Source organism: Caulobacter sp. CCUG 60055 (assembly GCF_022750545.1).
In the GTDB taxonomy this organism is placed as follows: Bacteria; Pseudomonadota; Alphaproteobacteria; order Caulobacterales; family Caulobacteraceae; genus PUIC01.
The window spans coordinates 37,273-53,094 of record NZ_PUIC01000013.1; the positions used below are offsets into that span (position 1 = coordinate 37,273).

Here is a 15,822-nt window from a genome sequence, read left to right on the forward strand (position 1 = left end):
AGGTCAGTCCCCAAGGTCCCGTCGGGGCGCGCCGCGCCGCCGACTTATTCCTACCGATCAAATAGGAATAAACACCGCGGACAGCGCCCAAGAAAATCTGCCCCAGGGCGCAGAGTTCTTCGGATTGACGGACGGGCCTCGCCTTCCCTAGCGGAAACCGCTCACCCGGCGGCGAGCAGGACCGCCGCGCCGGCGCCGATGGCCAGCACCCCGGCGATCCGCTGGGGCGTGACGCGCTCTTTCAGGACGAAGACGGCGATGACCAGGGCGAACAGGATCGAGGTCTCGCGCAGGGCGGCGAGACGGGGAATCTCGCTCAGCCGATAGGCCCACAGCGCTAGGCCGTAGGTGACGATCGACAGCGCCCCGGCGATCAGGCCCGGCCGCCATTCGCCCCGCGCCGCCACCAGGAAGGCCGGCCCGCGCCAGATGGCGAACAGCCCGCCGACGCCGGCCCCCAGCGTCAGATAGACCCAGGCGATGTAGCTGGGCGCCGACGGCGCGGCGCGCACCCCCTTGGCGTCGAGCACGGTGTAGAGCGCGATGCAGACGCCGGTGGCCAGGGCCCAGCCCAGGGCCCGCCGATCGACATGGCGGCCAAGGCCGACCGTCATCACCCCGCCCGACACCAGCACGATCCCCAGGATCACCGGCCAGGTGATCGGCTCGCCCAGGGCCGCCACCGACACCGCGGCGGCCAGGACCGGTGCCACCCCCCGCGCGATCGGATAGGCGACCGTCATGTCGGCCCGTTCGAACGCCTTGATCAGGCAGATCAGGTAGACGAGGTGCGTCGCCCACGAGCCGGCCAGCCAGATCCAGGCCCCGTGCGGCGGCGGCAGCAGCAGGACCGCCGGCAGGACCAGCAGCGCCGAGAAGCCGTCGATCAGCGCCCGGCTCGACATCTTGTCGCGGCCGGACTTCAGTATGGCGTTGACGACGGCGTGCGCCGCGCCGGAGACCACGATCATCAGGGAGGCGGCTTGGGCGGTGTTCATGCCCCGGCAACAGAGCCGGAGTCGGCGTTCTTCGCCAAGCCGCACGGGGAAGGCGAACCGGAACCTCTTGAACTTCGCGGGAGCGCCCCCTATCCTCGCAGCCCCCGGACGCCAGCGCCCGCGGCCGGACCACTACCTCCCCAAAGGGCCAAGCCGAGCTAAAATCCGCAATGGAAAAAGTGCCGATGACCGGCGAGGGTTACCAGACCCTCGACGAAGAACTGAAGCGTTTGAAGACCCAGGAGCGTCCGGCGGTGATCGCCGCGATCTCCGAGGCGCGCTCGCATGGCGATCTGTCGGAAAACGCCGAGTACCACGCCGCCAAGGAGCGGCAGGGCTGGATCGAAGGCCGCATCGCCGAGATCGAGGACAAGCTGGCCCGCGCCCAGGTCATCGACGTGTCGAAACTGTCGGGCGGCCAGGTGAAGTTCGGCGCGACCGTCAGCGTCGTCGACGAGGACACCGAAGAGGAAGCCCGCTACCAGATCGTCGGCGACCACGAGGCCGACGTGAAGCTGGGCAAGATCTCGCTGTCCTCGCCGCTCTCGCGCGCGATGATCGGCAAGGAAGTCGGCGACGTGGTCGAGGTCAACACGCCCGGCGGCGTGAAGGCCTATGCGATCCTCAAGGTCGAGTGGATCTAGGCGGCTCCGGCCGCCTGCCGCCATTGCATCGACGCCACGGCGCGGGGACCTCTCCGCGCCGTCGGCCGTTCAGGATCACGGTCGATGACCGAGGCCGCTAAGCCGCTGCAGATCTGGGCCGTCTCGGACGGCCGCGCCGGCATCCAGGCCCAGGCCGTCGGCCTCGCCGAGGCCGTCGCCCGGCGGACCCGCGCCCAGGTCACGCTGAAGACGGTCGCCTGGAAGGGCCGCGTCGGCCGCCTGCCCTCGCTCCTCAACATCCTGCCCAGGCGCTGGATCGCCCCGGAAAGCGGCATGGCCCCGCCGTGGCCGGACCTGTGGATCGCCGCCGGCCGGGCCACCCTGCCCCTGTCCATCCGCATGCGGCGCTGGTCGCGCGGCGCGACCTTCGTGGTGCAGGTCCAGGACCCGCGCCTGCCCTCGCACCTGTTCGACCTGATCGTGCCGCCCCGGCACGACCGCGTGCACGGCGACAACGTCGTCGCGATCACCGGCTCGCCGCATCGGGTGACGCCCGAGCGCCTCGAAGCCGAACTGGCCGCCTTCCGCGAACAGATCGAGGCCCTGCCGCGCCCGCGGGTGGCCGTGCTGGTCGGCGGCAAGTCCAAGTCTTTCGACCTGTCGGCCAAGCGCGCCGCCGAGATCGCCAACTCGATCCACCTGCCGGTCGCCCAGGAGGGCGGCGCGATCCTGCTGACCTTTTCGCGGCGCACGCCCGATCAGGCCAAGGCGATCATCGCCTCCCGGCTGCGCGGCCTGCCGGGGATCGTCTGGGACGGAACCGGCCCCAATCCCTATTTCGCCTTCCTGGCGGCGGCCGATTTCATCCTGGTCACCGAGGACTCGACCAACATGGCCACCGAGGCGGCCTCGACCGGCAAGCCGGTGTTCATCCTCAAGATGGACGGCCACAGCCTGAAGTTCCGGCGGCTGCACGAGGAACTGGAGCGGCACGGCGCGGCGCGGCCGTTCGGCGGCGCCTTCCACGGCTGGCGCTACGAACCGCTGGCCGAGACCGACCGGGCGGCCGGCGAGATTCTCCGCCGGATGGCCGAACGGCGCGCGGACGGCTAAACCGGGGCCGCGCTCGCTGGGGGTATCATGGCGTCGATTCCGCAATCCTTGATCCGCACGGCGGCCGCGCTTTCCGCGCTGGCCGCGCTGGCCGCCTGCAAGCCGGCCGAACGCTCCCTGGCTTCCGTGGGCGTCCGCACGTTGCAGCCGGTCTCGACCACAGCCAAGGCCGTCACCGGCGAACTCGCCCTGTCCAAACGGGCGTTGTCCTTCGCCGACGACCTCACCTACCAGACGGGGGCGGTCCACGTGGTCCCCGCCTCGGAAGACTACGGCAAGGGCGGCGGGACCTGGGCGGCGCTGCTCAAGACGCCGCCGTCGGCGAAGGTCGAGATCCGCGCCGTCACCTCCGAGACGGTGGGCGCCCAGGCGGAAGGCGAAGGCCTGTGCGGCAAGAACAAGACCACCCACCTGGCCCTGGTCGAAGGCCGCTCGCCCCGCGGCGCGCCGGCCCTGCACGTGATCGCCTTCAAGGGCTGGGGATCGCCCGGCCCCTATGACGATCCCGACAGCCTGTGCGGGGTGTTCACCTACGCCGCCCAGGCCGAGCCGGACGACTAGGCCGGCAGCAGCACCCCCGGCCGCGTCGCGTCCAGGGTGAAGGAGGTCGGCAGCTTGCGCTCGAAGGTCTTCTGCAGGCCGGCCGCCTTCCACGCCCGGGCCAGCCCGACCTTGGCCATCGCCGCCGGGCCGAAGCCGTCCTGGACCTTGGGCCGCATGCCGGCTTTGCGCCTGAGCACTCCGTTGGCGTAGATGACGTTGGCGCGCATCACCGCCGCCGGCGTCAGGTATTCGATCGACAGCGAGACGTTGAGCATCGGGCCGTTCTCGATCCGGTGCGGGGCGTTCTGCCGCCAGGTGGCCATCTTGCCCGGCGTCAGGTCGAAGACCTCGGCCGCCGCGTCCCAGGCCGGATCGAAGGCGAACTGCTCGGCGGTCTCGCGCAGGACGATGCGCTCCAGCTGCTCGTCGCCGATATAGGGCTCGCCCACCGGATAGACCCAGACGCGCTTTTGGCCGCGCACCTGCCACAGCGACACCAGCGCCACGTCGAGATGGTAGAACACCTGGGCGCTGGCCGACGAGATCAGCAGGCCGAGGTCGCGCTTGAAGGTGTGCAGGCCGCGCACGTGGCGCTCCTTGTCGGCGAAGATCTCGTCGCACAGCGCCGCATACTCGGGCAGGTAGCGGTTGGCCGCGCGCAGGTTCAGCCAGATGCGCCCGGCCTTGGCCGCCTCCAGCAGCGCCTCGCCGCCCAGGTCGCCGGCCGCCCCGCGCCGCCAGCTTTCCCAGTCGACCGGGTCGTCGCCCATGGTGAAGACCCCGAGCTTGTCGCGCGGATAGCGGTCGAGCACCGCGATCAGGCCGGCGTCGTCGAACATCGGCCGCTCATGCAGCGCGTGCTCGAAGCCCAGGCTGCGTTCGCCGAAGGCCGCCGCCTTGTCCGCCGTCCAGTCCCGTATCACGCTCATGTCGTACTCTCCGGCGCACGCAGTCCGTAAAAATGAATCTTGAAAGGCCCCCACCACAGGGTCTTGCCCAGGCCGCGCGCGGCCCGGTCCAGGGTGAAGGCGCGGTTGGGCGCGCGCAGCAGCCACTTGGCCGCCGCCAGCACGCCGTAGCCTGTCGCCTGGATCACGCCCACCGCCATCCACCGCGCCACGCCCAGCCGGTCGGGCGGGTCGGCCGCCGCGCAGTTCGACGACGGTCCCTGCCCGTAGGCGAAGGCACGGCGGATCGTATAGTCGAGGCTCAGCCGCTCGGGCGCGGGGTCCTCCCAAACCCAGGCGTCGGGGGCCCAGCCGAAGCGGCGGCCGGCGGCCCGCATCTGGCCGAACAGCATGTCGTCCTCGCCGCCGATATGGTTGCGCAGCGGCGAGAACGGCCGCAGCGGATCGGGCAGGCTGGCGCGGACCAGCAGGCTGTCGCCGCAGCCGTAATAGTGATCCACCACCCCTTCCTCGGCCGGTCCCTTGCGCGAGAAGAAGTCCTCCAGATAGGCGCGGTGCACGCCGGTCTCGGCCGGCGCGCGGGCGCGCACCGGGCCGAACACCGCGTCCGCCCCCAGCCGGGCCTGGGCGGCGATCAGGGCCGCGAGCCAGCCGGGCGGCGCCTCCTCGTCGTCGTCGAGGAAGGCGATCATCGCGCCCTTGGCGACGGCCAGGGCGGCGTTGCGGGCGTTGGCGACGCCGGGCTCGGGCTCGTGCACGTAGACGACGGGAAACGGCGCCTCGGCCGCCAGGGCGGCGACGCCCGCCGCCGCCGACGGAACCTGGTCGTTGTCGACCACCACCAGCTCCAGCGTACGCGGATCGAGGCCTTCCTGGCGGATGATCGAACGGACGGCTGTCGCGAGCGGGCCCGGCCGGCGCTGGGTCGGGATGACGACCGAAACGCGCGCCGCGCTCATGGCGCCTCCGGATCGCGGCGGCTGGCCTCGCGCCGGCCATGGCCGGCGATGGCGTCGAACACGCCGCGCACGCGCCCGCCCAGGGTCAGCTCCAGGGTGGCGATCTGCTCCAGCCGGCGCCGGACCCGTCCGACGATGGGCTTGCGGTCGGCTCCGGCCAGGGCCCACGCCCCCTCGATCGAGCCGGCGACGCGGCCGGCCGAACCGGCCGCCAGGATCTGCCCTTCGGCCAGCGCGGTCCGCTCGCGGCCGTAATGGCGCTTATAGTGGTCGTGCCCGGGGCCCATGTCGTAGATGCGCAGGCCCAGGGCCGGCATCACCCGGATGACCCGCGACAGGAAGATCTGCCCCGGCGACCAGGGCGCGAAGGCCGGATCGGTCGAGGCGATCCACGGATGGTACCAGTCGCCCAGCCGCACGCCGAAATGGCCGGCGATCAGGGTGTCGCCGGCGTGGAGGGTGATCATCAGCCCCTGGAAGTCGCCGTCGCGATCCTCGAACAGGCTGCGCATCAGGCCGTCGGTCCATTCGGGCCGCAGGAAGTCGTGGGCCCCGGTGCGGTGAAGCTGCTCGCGCTTCCAGGTCAGCAATTGCTCGAACGCCGCCGAAGAGACGTCGGGCGCCTCCAGCCGGATCTCGCCATGCTCGCGCTCGAGCTTGTGCTCCAGTCGCCGCCAGTTCTTGAACCGCTTGGCGCTGGCGGCGCGCAGGTCCTCGAAATAGGCGTCGGGATCGCCGTCGAGCACGATGGAGAAGGCTTCGGATTCTCCCGCGCCGCCCAGGTCGAACACCCCATGCGGATCGAGCAGGCCCGAGAATCTGAAGGCGCTGAAGCCGGCGGCGGCCAGGGCTTCGCCGCCGCGCACGGGCGCGTCCGGCGCGGTGATCAGGGCGTGATAGTCGGAGAACGGCGCGCCGATGGGCCGGGCCAGGCCGCCCGGCCGCCGATGCAGCGGCAGCAGGCCGACCAGCTTGCCCGCCAGGCGGAACAGGGCGACGCGGGCGTCGTCCCGCACCCCGCCCACCGCGCAGGCGAAATCCGGCCCCAGCAAGGGGTTCCCGAACGCAGGCGTCCGCGCCTGCCAGTCCCGCCACGCCGCCACGTCCTCGGCGGCGAGCTCCGATGGATGAAGCACGTTTGCTTCGATCATCCTGCTCTCGCTTCTCGACGCCACCGATCATAGTACAAGCGGGTTCGCGGAACACTTAACGTGTCCCTATCTGGCCCGCCCCATCGCTGGCGCAGCGCCTCCAGCAAGCGACGGGCCAGAAATCAGCCGCCGAAGGTTTCGGCCAGGATTCGCTCGATGCCGGCCTGATCCACCGCGTCGAAGGCGGCCGGGCGGTCGGAATCGACGTCGAAGACCGCGATCAGCCGCCCCTGGCCGTCCAGGACCGGGACGACGATCTCGCTCTGCGAGCGGCCGTCGCAGGCGATGTGTCCCGGAAAGGCATGGACGTCCTCGACGAGCTGGGTCCGGCGCGTGGCCGCCGCCGTCCCGCAGACGCCCCGGCCGAACGCGATGCGCAGGCAGCCGAGCGTGCCCTGATAGGGACCGACCACCAGTTCGTCGCCCTTGGCCGGGTCGACGACATAGAAGCCGGTCCAGAAATAGTGCTCGAAGCTGTTGGCCAGCATCGAGGCCACCGTGGCCATCCGGGCCGTCAGGTCGGGCTCGCCGTCGAGGACCGAGGCGACCTCGGCCGACAGCTCCGCATAGCGCGCCGCCTTGTCGGCCGAGAGGGTGAGGTCGTTGAATGCTTCCGCCATGTCCCAGAGATAGCCTACCCTTTCAGCGCTTCAATGAGGGTCCAGAGGCCGAGGCCCGCGAAAATCACCGCCGCGCCCATGCGCACGTACTTCAGCGGCACGATCTTGGTCGCCGCCTCGCCCAGATAGACCGCCGGCACGTTGGCCAGCATCATGCCGATCGTGGTGCCCGCCGCCACCCAGGCGATGCTGTGGAACCGCGCGCCCAGGGCGACGGTGGCGATCTGGGTCTTGTCGCCCATCTCGACCAGGAAGAAGGCGACGGTGGTGGCCACATAGACCCCCATCTTGGCGGCGTCGCCCTTGATGTCCTCTTCCTTGTCGGGGATCAGCGCCCACAGCGCCATGGCTATGAACGACACCGCGACCAGGATGCGGAACCACCGGCCCTGCAGGATGTCGGACACCAAGTAGCCGACCGTGGCGGCCAGGGCGTGGTTGGCCAGGGTGGCGGTCAGGATGCCGGCGATGATCGGCAGGGGCTTCTTGAATTTCGAGGCCAGGACGATGGCCAGGAGTTGGGTCTTGTCGCCGATCTCGGCGAGGGCGACGACGAAGGTCGAGACCAGGAGGGCTTCCATCGGGTTTGATCCGGGCCGGGCGCGTTCCGCCAATGGCGCCCGCACCCCTTCGCCCGGCCGGCCGGAAGGGGGGAACGCCATTGGTCTCGCCAAGCCGGGCCTGATCGGCCTCGCCCGCCTGCGCCATGGCCGAAGCCAAGTGTGTTGACGCAGACTCCGCTGAACGCGCGGACGGCTACTCCCCAAGGGACGGGGCGCTGTAGCCCGGCCCGCCGGCCGGCGCAAGCCCGCCGTGCGCCCCCAGCCGGCGCGCGCCCATGGCGGCCGATGCGACAAAGAGGCTTTTCGCGGCGCGCGCGACGCCGCAAGCTGGCGGCTTCGAAAAGGGGGAACACCGTCCAATGAAGCAAGCCGCCGCACTCGCCGTCGCAGCCGTCGCGGGCCTCGCCGCCGCCGGCGCGGCCAGGGCCGAGACCGTCTACCTGACCGCTGCGCGGATGATCGATCCCGTCGCCGGCAAGACGGTCGAACGGCCGGCGGTGGTCATCGAGAACGACAGGGTCAAGGCGGTCGGCACGACGGCCAGCCTGCCGGCCCCGGCCGGGGCCAGGCTGGTCGACCTCGGCGCGCAGACCATCCTGCCCGGCCTGATCGACATGCACGTGCACATGACCGCCCGCGCCGACCAGGGCGGCTACAACTCGGTCAGCGTGATCCCGGTCAACGAGGCGATCAGCGGCGTGGCCAACGCCTGGAAGACTTTGCAGGCCGGCTTCACCACCGTGCGCAACGTCGGCGCCGGCGGCTTCTCGGACGTGGCCCTGCGCGATTCGATCAACGCCGGCGAGACCATCGGCCCGCGCATGTTCGTCGCCGGACCGGCCCTGGGCGCCACCGGCGGCCACTGCGACGACAACCTTCTGCCCTATGGCGTCTACCACAAGGTCGAAAGCGTCGCCGACGGCCCCTGGGAGTTCCGCGCCAAGGTGCGGCAGGTGCGCAAGTTCGGCGCCGACCTGATCAAGATCTGCGCCTCGGGCGGGGTGCTGTCCAAGGGCGATTCCGTCGGCGCCCAGCAGATCAGCCTCGAGGAGATGACCGCCATCGTCACCGAGGCCCACGCCCTGGGGATGAAGGTCGCCGCCCACGCCCACGGGACCGAGGCGATCAAGGACGCCATCCGCGCCGGGGTCGACACCATCGAGCACGCCTCCCTGGCCGACGAAGAGGCGTTCAAGCTGGCCAAGGCCAAGGGCGCGGCCTTCGACATGGACATCTACAACGACGACTTCATCCTGAACGAAGGGGCCAAGAACGGCATCCTGCCCGAGAGCCTGGAGAAGGAGCGGATGATCGGCCTCAAGCAGCGCCAGACCTTCCAGGCGGCGCAACGGGCCGGCGTGACCATGACCTTCGGCACCGACGCCGGCGTCTATCCGCACGGCGACAACGGCCGGCAGTTCGCCAAGGAAGTGCAGTGGGGCATGACCCCGATGCAGGCCATCCAGTCGGCCACCGTCACGGCCGCGCAGCGCCTGGGCGACCTGGGCAAGGGCCTGGGCGAGATCGCCCCCGGCGCCTACGCCGACATCATCGCCGTCGACGGCGACCCGCTGGCCGACGTCTCCCGCCTGGAGCACGTCGCCTTCGTCATGAAGGGCGGCGTCGTCTACAAGGGACCGGGCGCGATCAGCCGGTGAGCGCCTCGCCGGTCCAGATCATGTCCGACGCCTTCTCCATCCGCCCGATGCGCGAAGCCGATCTCGACGCGGTGCTGGCGGTGCAGGCCCAAGGCTATCCGCCAGCCCTCCGGGACGGCCGCGAGGCCTTCGCCAGCCGCATCACACTGGCGCCGAGCGCCAACCTCGTGGTCGACGGGCCCGACGGCTGCGCCGGCTATCTGGTCAGCCATCCCTGGCTCAGCCGCTCGCCGCCGCCCGTCGACACGGTGCTGGACGGACCGCCGCCGCGGCCCGAATGCTGGTTCATCCACGACCTGTCCGTCGCGCCGGCGGCCCAGGGCGCGGGCCTGGCGCGGCGGTTGTTCCTGGCCGGCGCGGCGGCGGCCGAGACGCTGGGCCTGCGCCGGTCCGAGCTGATCGCCGTCGAGGGCGCGGCGCCGTTCTGGCTGCGGCTGGGCTACCTGCCCGTCGCCGAGGTCGGCGACGCCCTGGCCGACAAGGTGGCGGGCTACGGCGCCGCCGCCCGCTACATGGCCCGCGAGGCCTGACCGCCCGCCGGCGAGCGCGGCTTCCAGGGGCGATGTGCGCCGGCTCGCGACGCGCCGCCCCGCGCCCGCGATTTGACCGCCGGCGCCGGAGCCTGCCCGAAGGCCGGGTTACGTCGCGTCGGTGGCCAGCGAGACATCCTTCCAGGCCGCGACCTCGACCTGGCGCGAGGCGAGCTGTTCCTCGACGAAGCGAAGGGCGTCGCTGCCGAGCAGGAGATGCGCCGGCGGATCGTCCGACATCGCGACCTTCAGCATCGCCTGGGCGGCCTTGGCCGGGTCGCCGACCTGCCGGCCGCTGAACTCGATGCGGCGCTTGCGGATCGGATCGAAAACCGCGTCGTAGTCCGCGATCGACCGCTCCGCCCGCACCATCGAGCGTCCCGCCCAGTCGGTGCGGAAACCGCCCGGCTCGATCGCGGTCACCTTGACGCCGAGGTCTTTGACCTCCTTGCCGAGCGTCTCCGAAATGCCCTCCAGGGCGAACTTGCTGCCATGGTAGTAGCTGAGCCCGGGGAAGGTGACGACGCCGCCCATCGAGGTGATGTTGAGGATATGCCCGCTGCGCCGTTTGCGCATGGCGGGCAGCACCGCCTGGATCATCGCCACGGCGCCGAACACATTGACCTCGAACTGGCGCCGCAGGTCGTCGATCGACGATTCCTCCAGAACGCCCTCATGGCCATAGCCGGCGTTGTTGACGAGCACGTCGATCGCGCCGACGCGGGCCTCGATCGCGGCCACCGCCGGCGCGATCCGCACGGTGTCGGTGACGTCGAGGATCACCGCATGCGCGTTCGGGCCGAGCGCTTCGAACGCCTCGACGTCGCCTGCCTTGCGCACGGTCCCGACGACGACATGGCCGTCCTCCAGGGCCGCTTGCGCCAGCGCGCGGCCGAATCCGGACGAAACGCCGGTGATGAGAAATGTTTTCGCCATGGCGGACCCCTTTTCAATCGGTTGCCGGCCTCAAGATAGGGCGATTGATTGATGCGACAATCGGCATAAAATGAGATGATCCAATGAAGGATGCAGCACAATGCTGGAGACCGGCCTGTTCGAGCTGAACGCCGTGGGCGCGATCTCCGCGCATCGGAGCTTTCGCGCCGCCGCGGTCGAACTTGGCGTTTCGCCTTCGGCGCTGAGCCATGCGATCGCGGGACTGGAAGCGCGGCTCGGCGTCCGCCTCATCAACCGCACCACGCGCAGCGTCGCCTTGTCTGAAGCCGGAGAGCGGTTCCTGGCGCGCGTCAATCCGGCGTTGCAGGAGATCGCCCGCGCCGTCGAGGACGTCAACGCGTTCCGGGACACCCCGACGGGAACGCTGCGCATCAACCTGAAGGAGCGCGCGGCGCACCAGATCCTGCGGCCGGTGGTCGCGACCTATCTCAGACGCTATCCCGACATGAACGTCGAACTGGTGATCGAGGGCCGCCCCGTCGACATCGTCGCGGAGGGATACGACGCCGGCGTCCGCCTCGCCGAGGCGGTGCCGCAGGACATGGTCGCGGTTCCCTGCGGCCCGGATTCGCGCTTCGTCGTGGTCGGCGCCCCGGCCTATCTTGAAAGCGCGCCGGCGCTGCGGTCGCCCGCGGACCTGCTCGCCCATTCCTGCATTCGCCGGCGGCTGTCCGGCGGCAAGCTGTACCGGTGGGAGTTCGAGAAGCGGGGCGAGGAGATGTCCCTGGACGTGCCGGGCCAGCTGACGCTGGACAACGACCTTCTGATGGTCGAGGCCGCGATCGAGGGGCTTGGCCTCGCCTTCCTGAGCGACTTCTGGGTGACCGGGCATCTCGCCGCCGGAACGCTGAAGGCGGTGCTGCAAGACTGGACGCCGCCCTTCCCCGGACTGCGGCTCTACTATCCCCCTCATCGGCATATGACCGCCGGACTTCGGGCGTTCATCGACCTGCTGCGCGAGGAGACGAGATCGGCGCCCTAGGGACGGACAGCGACGCGGTCTGCGGGCCCCAGGAGCCGCCTCGCCGTTGCTTCCCCTGGCCCCGGAAAGCCCCTGCGGGCCTCCGGGACGCCATTGAGATCGTCAACCCGGCCGGTCCCGCCCCTAGGCGGCGACCCGCGTGTCGACCGGCAGCAGGTTGGCCACCACCAGCCGGCTGAGCAGGCCGCCCTCCCTGGGCAGGATGGCGTCGACGAAGGTCTCGCCGGTGCTCGATTCGACCGCTGGCGGCGGCTGCATCAGCGCCTCGTCGACGACGAAGGTGTCCTGCACGGCGTCGACCAGCAGGCCGGCGATGCGCTCGCCGTCCTGCACCACCATGATGACATGGCGGCTGGACGCCTCGGTGTGGCCGAGGTCGAGCCGGTCGCGCAGGTCCAGCACCGGCATGATCGCCCCGCGCAGATTGATGACGCCGAGGATGTAGCGCGGCGTGTGCGGCAGCGGCGTCGCCGCCGTCCATCCGCGAATCTCGCGCACCGCCCGGATGTCGATGCAGAATTCCTGGCCGGCGATCTCGAACGAGATCAGCTCCAGCGTGCCGCCCCCGGCGGTCTCGTTCTCCTGCATCAGAACTCCTCCCATTGCTCGGCGCGCGCGCCGCCGGCCCCGGCGCGGGCGAAGGCCTTCACCTTGGCCTGGGCCTTGGCGACCGGGTTGCGGGCGGGCGCATGACGCTCCGGATCGGCCAGTTCCGGCCGACCGGCCGCGTCGCCGGTGCGGAACTGCGACACCAGCCGGGCCAGCTCGGCCGCCTCGGTGTTCAGGCCGCTGGCGGCGGCGGTGGCCTCCTCGACCATGGCCGCGTTCTGCTGGGTCACCTCGTCCATCTGGTTGACGGCGCTGTTGACCTCGTTGAGGCCGGTGGCCTGCTCCTGGGCGGACTGGGCGATCTCGGAGATCAGCCCGTCGATCTCGGTGACCTTGGAGACGATGCCGGTCAGGGCGTGGCCGGCCTCGCCCACCAGCTTGACGCCGCGCTCGACCTGCGAGGTCGAGGACGAGATCAGGGTCTTGATCTCCTTGGCCGCCTCGGCCGACCGCTGGGCCAGGGCCCGCACCTCCTGGGCGACGACGGCGAAGCCCTTGCCGGCCTCGCCCGCCCGGGCCGCCTCGACCCCGGCGTTCAGGGCCAGCAGGTTGGTCTGGAAGGCGATCTCGTCGATGACGCCGATGATCTGGCTGATCTGCTTGGACGAGCCCTCGATCTCGCCCATGGCGGCCACCGCCTCGCGCACCACGTCGCCGGAGCGCTCGGCCTCCTGCTTGGCGCCGGAGGCGGCGCTGGACGCCTGCTTGGCCCCCTCGGCGCTGCGCTTCACCGTGGCGGTGATCTGGTCGAGAGCCGCCGCCGTCTCCTCCAGGTTGGCGGCCTGCTGCTCGGTGCGGCGCGACAGGTCGTCGGAGGCGCTGGCGATCTCGTTGGCGCCGTTGCGCAGCGAACCCGTCGCGCCCGAAATGGCGTTGAGGGTGTCGCGCATGCTTTCGATGGCGCTGTTGTAGTCGTCCTTCAGGCGGCGGTAGTCGCCGTTGAAGGCGGCCTCGACCCGGGCGGTCAGGTCGCCGTCCGACAGGCGGCGCAGGCTGTCGGCCAGGGCGTCGACCACCTCTTTCTGTTCCTGCTCGGCGCGGGCGCGCTCGGCCTCGCTGCGGGCGAAGGCCTGTTCGGCCTCGGTGATGTCCACCGCCAGCTTGATCACCTTGTAGGGCTTGCCGTCGGCGCCGATGACCGGGTTGTAGGAGGCTTGCAGCCAGATCTCCCGGCCGCCCTTGGCGATCCGGCGGAACTTCTTGGCGGCGAAGACGCCCCGGTTCAGTTCGCGCCAGAACTCCTTGTAGTCGGCCCCGACCGCCTCGGTCGGGTCGACGAACATGCTGTGGTGCCGCCCCTCGATCTCGGCGGCGGTGTAGCCCATGGCGTTGAAGAAGTTCTGGTTGGCGGTGATGATGGTGCCGTCGAGCTGGAACTCGATCACCGCCTGCGAGCGCATGATGGCGTCCAGCTTGCTGGCGGCGTCAGCGGCCCTTTCGGCCGCGCCCCGATCCTCTCGAGCCGATTTGAAGAATTGCATTGGCAGGGGTCCCCCCGATCGCGTTGAACCGGAAACGAACGCCACAGAGCACGCTCCACTAAGCGCGCGTGGATCCGAAGACGATGATCGCGAACATCGTCCCCGGATGCGTTATTTGATGGGCGACCATCCTAAATAGGGAGTTAATGGCATAGATTATGCAAAATTGATCCGCCATCCTATTCTATATTCAGAATACCGATACCCAATTTGACGTACCCCACATACGAAATACCATACGCATCGACTATATATTCAACACGATGCCGTTAATCATTGCATCCCGAAGTCTATACACATGAAGATATACGCGGCAGCCCCGCCTCGCGACCTGCCGCTGGCGACCCGTCGCACACGATAAAGTTGATATATGCAATCCAGGCGCTTGCGTGACGCCGGCTCGACTGTGATCCGGGCCTACCGCCGGCCGGCTGGAACGCGCGAAATCGCGCCCGCGCCCGCAGCCTTCACGCCGCCGTGATCGACCGCGACAATAGCGCGCGGCGGCGGCCGGTCAGTTCAACGTCACCCGCGCATAGCGGCCGTCGAAGGCGCATTGGAAGCTGTAGGTCACCGCGCGCGGCCCGGCCTGGGCGGTGACGTAGCCGTCGACGGTGTAGCCGCCGCGATAGTCGGGCCGCGTCGAGGTGATGCGGTCGATCCGGGGCGAGCGGCCGTAGCGCGCGGCCTGGCTCATCGCCTCGTTCGAGCAGGCGTCGGTGGCCGCGCCGGAATCGCCGGACGGCGACGGCTTGGAGGACTTGTCGTCGCCCTGGCTGGCCAGGGCGCCCAGGATCAGCCCGCCGATCAGCAGGCCGCCGACCAGGGCCGCGGTGTTGTCCTTGCCGCCCTTGCGCTCGGCGACGCGGAAACGGGCGCGGCAACCGCGATCGACCCAGACGCCGCGGTCGTCCCACCCCCAGGTCCGCCCCTCCTCGCACTGGCCGTCGCCATAGCTGTACTGCCGGTCCAGCCACACCCCGCCGCGCGTATCCGCCCGGCAGTAGTTGCGGCCGTAGTTGTAGGACGAACAGTCGATGTACGAATCGGCCCGGGCGCGGGCCGGCGGCGGGCCGAAGGTCGCGAGCAGCGTGGCGGCGATCATCAACTGGGCGCGCATGGCGGACCTCTCGTCTGGATGACGGCCAAGCCTAACCCCGCCAACCGCGAGTTGAGAATAGACCTTGTCTTGGCTGGACAAAGATATTCAAGATCAACCTGTCAATTCAGCGAGGCGCCCATGCGCGGACCGGGTCCCATCCTTGTCGCCCTGTGCCTGAGTTCCATCTCGCTCGCGGCCCGGCCAGCCTTCGCCGACGCCCTCGACGCGGCGGCCAAGCGCGGGGCGCTGCGGGTGTGCATCGCCGACTTCGCCCCCTACGCCGCCAAGACCCCGAAGGGAAACTGGATCGGCCGCGAGGTCGACATCGCCGACCGCCTTGCCGCCGACCTGGAGCTGAAGCTCGACCTCGTCGCGACGCCGTTCGGCGACCTGATTCCCGCTCTGGACCGGGGCGACTGCGACCTGGTCGCCGCGTCGCTGTCGATCACGCCCGAGCGCCTGCGCAAGGTTTGGTTCAGCCGCCCCTACGGCGAATCGGGCGTGCGGCTGGTGATACGCAAGGGCGGCGCGGCCGCCCTGCCCGACCTCGACAAGCCGGACGCCGCCATCGCGGTGGTCCGCGGCCGGGTCGCCGAGACGGCGGTCCGCGCCGCCCTACCGCAGGCCGCGATCCAGGCCTACCCGACCCTGGCCGCCGCCCAGGCCGCCCTGGCCGAGGGCAAGGCCGACGCCCTGGCCGAATCCTCGCCGACGCCCGACCTGTTGGCGGCCGACGCCCCCGACCGCTTCGCCCTGATCGGCGGCGAGCCGCTGACCCGCGACGCCGAGGCCTTCGCCGTGCGCAAGGGCGAGGCCGACCTGCTCAACTATCTGAACGGCTGGGTCGAGATCCGCCGCCGCGACGGCTTCCTGGCCCGCACCGACGCCTACTGGCTGACCGGCCTCGACTGGGCGGGACGGCTGAAGGCCGGCCCCGCCAAACCCTAGCAGCACCGGCCTCGCCCGACGGTCGACCGCCGCAGCGTCAGGCTCCGGCCACGCCGGAAGCGGCGCAGCCGCTTCCGGCGGCTCCAGCCCTGACG

17 protein-coding genes and 1 riboswitch are annotated in these 15,822 nt (G+C 70.4%); of the genes, 7 read left to right on the plus strand and 10 right to left on the minus strand.

Annotation, left to right across the window (positions count from 1 at the left end):
• Positions 1-161: 161 nt before the first annotated feature.
• Positions 162-998, minus strand: a complete 837-nt coding sequence (locus tag C5708_RS16135; protein ID WP_242922706.1) for a DMT family transporter — start codon at positions 996-998, stop codon at positions 162-164.
• A gap of 170 nt (positions 999-1,168) precedes the next feature.
• Between C5708_RS16135 and greA the strand changes: the two genes are divergently transcribed.
• The 3 genes from greA to C5708_RS16150 all read left to right on the plus strand — a co-directional run bounded on the left by greA (position 1,169) and on the right by C5708_RS16150 (position 3,277).
• Entirely contained in the window at positions 1,169-1,642 is a 474-nt protein-coding gene (gene greA, locus C5708_RS16140; RefSeq protein WP_242922707.1) for a transcription elongation factor GreA, read from the plus strand.
• A gap of 84 nt (positions 1,643-1,726) precedes the next feature.
• On the plus strand, positions 1,727-2,716 hold the full coding sequence (locus C5708_RS16145) for an ELM1/GtrOC1 family putative glycosyltransferase (RefSeq protein ID WP_242922708.1): 990 nt from the start codon (positions 1,727-1,729) through the stop codon (positions 2,714-2,716).
• 27 nt (positions 2,717-2,743) lie between these two features.
• A complete protein-coding gene (locus C5708_RS16150) occupies positions 2,744-3,277 on the plus strand; it encodes a hypothetical protein (protein ID WP_242922709.1) in 534 nt (177 codons plus the stop codon).
• On the opposite strand, the gene C5708_RS16155 is transcribed toward C5708_RS16150, so the two are convergent.
• The 5 genes from C5708_RS16155 to C5708_RS16175 all read right to left on the minus strand — a co-directional run bounded on the left by C5708_RS16155 (position 3,274) and on the right by C5708_RS16175 (position 7,478).
• A complete protein-coding gene (locus C5708_RS16155; RefSeq protein WP_242922710.1) occupies positions 3,274-4,188 on the minus strand; it encodes a hypothetical protein in 915 nt (304 codons plus the stop codon). The two genes, C5708_RS16150 and C5708_RS16155, sit on opposite strands and share 4 nt — an antisense overlap.
• Positions 4,185-5,126: a glycosyltransferase gene (locus C5708_RS16160; protein WP_242922712.1), complete on the minus strand. Its 942-nt coding sequence runs from the start codon at positions 5,124-5,126 to the stop codon at positions 4,185-4,187. Before C5708_RS16160 ends, C5708_RS16155 begins: the two co-directional genes overlap by 4 nt.
• Positions 5,123-6,277 (minus strand): GNAT family N-acetyltransferase, encoded by a 1,155-nt coding sequence (locus C5708_RS16165; protein ID WP_242922714.1) that lies wholly within the window; start codon positions 6,275-6,277, stop codon positions 5,123-5,125. The genes C5708_RS16160 and C5708_RS16165 overlap by 4 nt, the downstream gene beginning before the upstream one ends.
• A 122-nt stretch (positions 6,278-6,399) precedes the next feature.
• Positions 6,400-6,897, minus strand: coding sequence for a GAF domain-containing protein (locus C5708_RS16170; protein ID WP_242922716.1), 498 nt, complete (start codon positions 6,895-6,897; stop codon positions 6,400-6,402).
• Between the two features lie 14 nt (positions 6,898-6,911).
• Entirely contained in the window at positions 6,912-7,478 is a 567-nt protein-coding gene (locus tag C5708_RS16175; RefSeq protein WP_242922718.1) for a TMEM165/GDT1 family protein, read from the minus strand.
• Positions 7,479-7,544: 66 nt separating this feature from the next.
• A riboswitch (yybP-ykoY riboswitch) is annotated at positions 7,545-7,667 on the minus strand.
• 152 nt (positions 7,668-7,819) lie between these two features.
• On the opposite strand from C5708_RS16175, the gene C5708_RS16180 reads away from it, so the two are divergent.
• Positions 7,820-9,118 carry an amidohydrolase family protein gene (locus C5708_RS16180; protein ID WP_242922720.1) on the plus strand — a complete coding sequence of 433 codons (1,299 nt, stop codon included), beginning with the start codon at positions 7,820-7,822 and terminating at the stop codon, positions 9,116-9,118.
• The gene (locus C5708_RS16185; protein ID WP_242922722.1) at positions 9,115-9,648 is read left to right on the plus strand and encodes a GNAT family N-acetyltransferase; all 534 of its coding nucleotides are present in this window, start codon (positions 9,115-9,117) and stop codon (positions 9,646-9,648) included. Before C5708_RS16180 ends, C5708_RS16185 begins: the two co-directional genes overlap by 4 nt.
• 108 nt (positions 9,649-9,756) lie before the next feature.
• Here C5708_RS16185 and C5708_RS16190 read toward each other — a convergent pair whose 3' ends face one another.
• Complete coding sequence (locus tag C5708_RS16190) at positions 9,757-10,584, minus strand: oxidoreductase (protein ID WP_242922724.1); 828 nt, start codon at positions 10,582-10,584, stop codon at positions 9,757-9,759.
• Between the two features lie 100 nt (positions 10,585-10,684).
• Between C5708_RS16190 and C5708_RS16195 the strand changes: the two genes are divergently transcribed.
• On the plus strand, positions 10,685-11,587 hold the full coding sequence (locus C5708_RS16195) for a LysR family transcriptional regulator (protein WP_242922725.1): 903 nt from the start codon (positions 10,685-10,687) through the stop codon (positions 11,585-11,587).
• Between the two features lie 123 nt (positions 11,588-11,710).
• Here the strand turns inward: C5708_RS16195 and C5708_RS16200 are convergent, their stop codons facing one another.
• The 3 genes from C5708_RS16200 to C5708_RS16210 all read right to left on the minus strand — a co-directional run bounded on the left by C5708_RS16200 (position 11,711) and on the right by C5708_RS16210 (position 14,797).
• The gene (locus C5708_RS16200; RefSeq protein ID WP_242922726.1) at positions 11,711-12,175 is read right to left on the minus strand and encodes a chemotaxis protein CheW; all 465 of its coding nucleotides are present in this window, start codon (positions 12,173-12,175) and stop codon (positions 11,711-11,713) included.
• Complete coding sequence (locus C5708_RS16205; RefSeq protein WP_242922727.1) at positions 12,175-13,677, minus strand: PAS domain-containing methyl-accepting chemotaxis protein; 1,503 nt, start codon at positions 13,675-13,677, stop codon at positions 12,175-12,177. The genes C5708_RS16200 and C5708_RS16205 overlap by 1 nt, the downstream gene beginning before the upstream one ends.
• 514 nt (positions 13,678-14,191) lie before the next feature.
• Positions 14,192-14,797 (minus strand): DUF3011 domain-containing protein, encoded by a 606-nt coding sequence (locus tag C5708_RS16210; protein WP_242922728.1) that lies wholly within the window; start codon positions 14,795-14,797, stop codon positions 14,192-14,194.
• Positions 14,798-14,917: 120 nt separating this feature from the next.
• Between C5708_RS16210 and C5708_RS16215 the strand changes: the two genes are divergently transcribed.
• Positions 14,918-15,727, plus strand: coding sequence for a transporter substrate-binding domain-containing protein (locus C5708_RS16215; RefSeq protein ID WP_242922729.1), 810 nt, complete (start codon positions 14,918-14,920; stop codon positions 15,725-15,727).
• Positions 15,728-15,822 lie beyond the last annotated feature (95 nt).